Genomic DNA, 1,700 nt, shown 5'->3' with positions numbered 1-1,700 from the left:
TAAAAGAAAAAGAATACCCTGCATTTGAAGTGAAAACAGTTGATGGTCAAACCGTTTCAGCTGTGATTACAGAAGGTGGGACAGAGTTTGGCTATGACTTACCAAAAGATAAATTCCGTCAACCGTTTATGGCTCGTTATGTGGATGTAAGATTGCCGATTGAAGCGATGGCTGGTTTATCTTGGAACAGCTTTGTACTAGTGGAAGCTGAAAGTAATCACAAAGCCGAAGCGGAAAAAGAAACCCTTCTTTCAAATAATGGTGCAACCTTAGAAAATGACCACTTGAAAATTGAGGTCCAAACAGATGGCACATTATCTATTTTAGATAAAGCGACTGATCAAACCTATACAGATTTATTGAATTTTGAAGACACTGGGGATATTGGTAACGAATATATTTTCAGACAGCCATTAAATGATCAAGCTATTTATTCAAAAGGGACAACAGCAGAAATCAGGGTTGTTGAAGATACGATTGGTTTTGGCGAAATCGAAATTATTCATCATTTAGAAATACCAGTTTCAGCAGATGAATTACTAGAAGAAGAACAAAAAGCCGTTATCGAAATGCGTGAACGCCAAGCAGGACGTTCTAAGACATGTAAAACACTAACGTTAAAAACAAAAGTGCGTTTAGAACGCCACAGTCAACAAGTTAAATTTGAAACAACCTTTGACAATCAACATAAAGATCACCGTTTACGTGTTTTATTCCCGACAGGTATTCAAGCTAATGTGCATTACGCAGACAGTATTTTTGAAGTAGTGGAACGGCCAAATAATGTAGACCCAGCATGGATCAATCCTTCCAACCCACAACACACACATGCTTTTGTAAATGTCCAAGATGCAGAACATGGGGTAACGGCAGCTGTTGTCGGGTTAAACGAATATGAAATTATTGAAGAACACGCTCAACAAACAATTGCAGTTACTTTGTTACGTGCAGTTGGCGAATTAGGAGACTGGGGCTATTTTGCTACGCCGGAAGCACAATGCTTAGGTGAGCAATCCATGCTGTATGCCCTGTCTTTCCATGGAGAAGAAGAGGCAGTTAGAACGTATCATGAAGCCTACAATTTCCAAATTCCTTTCAGTGCGTACCAAACGACTGTTCATGATGGAAAATGGGCATCTGATCATCAATATGCTGAGTTAAGTGACTCAAACATGGCATTAACGGCTTTCAAACGCAAAGAACACAGTGATGAGATCGTTACGCGGATGTACAACTTAACCAATAAAGAAACCGAAGCCGGTTTAACGATAGAAAATTATGTTGCAAGAAAATGTAATTTACTAGAAGAAGCCGTTGACGGTTCCCTAGAAGTTCCAGCTAAACCGTATGAAATCGTTAATAGATTATGGGAAAAGCAATAAAGTACACCTAATACCACTGATCTAAATAAGAAGGTTTAATCGTCTTAGGACTGTTAAATCTTCTTAATTTTAATAAAACGAATAAAACCAGTTACTATATATTTTTAGGAGGGCCAAAATGAAACTGAAATATTTTGGAACGGCGGCTGCAGAAGGAGTTCCAGCTCTATTTTGTAAATGCGACTTATGCCAAGAAGCACGTAAAAAAAAGGGACGGGATATCCGTACTCGCTCGCAGTCTTTAATCGATGATCAATTATTGATCGATTTTCCAGCAGACAGTTATTTGCACTTTTTAGAAGAAGATTATAACCTGGC

General features: G+C 38.4%; 1 protein-coding gene and 1 pseudogene. Both read left to right on the top strand.

Annotation, left to right across the window (positions count from 1 at the left end):
- Positions 1-1,382, top strand: a 1,382-nt coding sequence (locus RT405_RS11535; RefSeq protein ID WP_313469820.1) for a glycoside hydrolase family 38 C-terminal domain-containing protein, incomplete at its 5' end; no start/stop codon positions are given.
- A gap of 118 nt (positions 1,383-1,500) precedes the next feature.
- Positions 1,501-1,700: pseudogene (locus RT405_RS11530) on the top strand (PhnP protein); the annotation flags it as partial.

Source organism: Carnobacterium sp., assembly GCF_032094055.1.
Taxonomy (GTDB): Bacteria; Bacillota; Bacilli; order Lactobacillales; family Carnobacteriaceae; genus Carnobacterium_A.
Note: the sequence above shows the minus strand (reverse complement) of the source record. Positions and strands in the feature narration are given on the sequence as shown.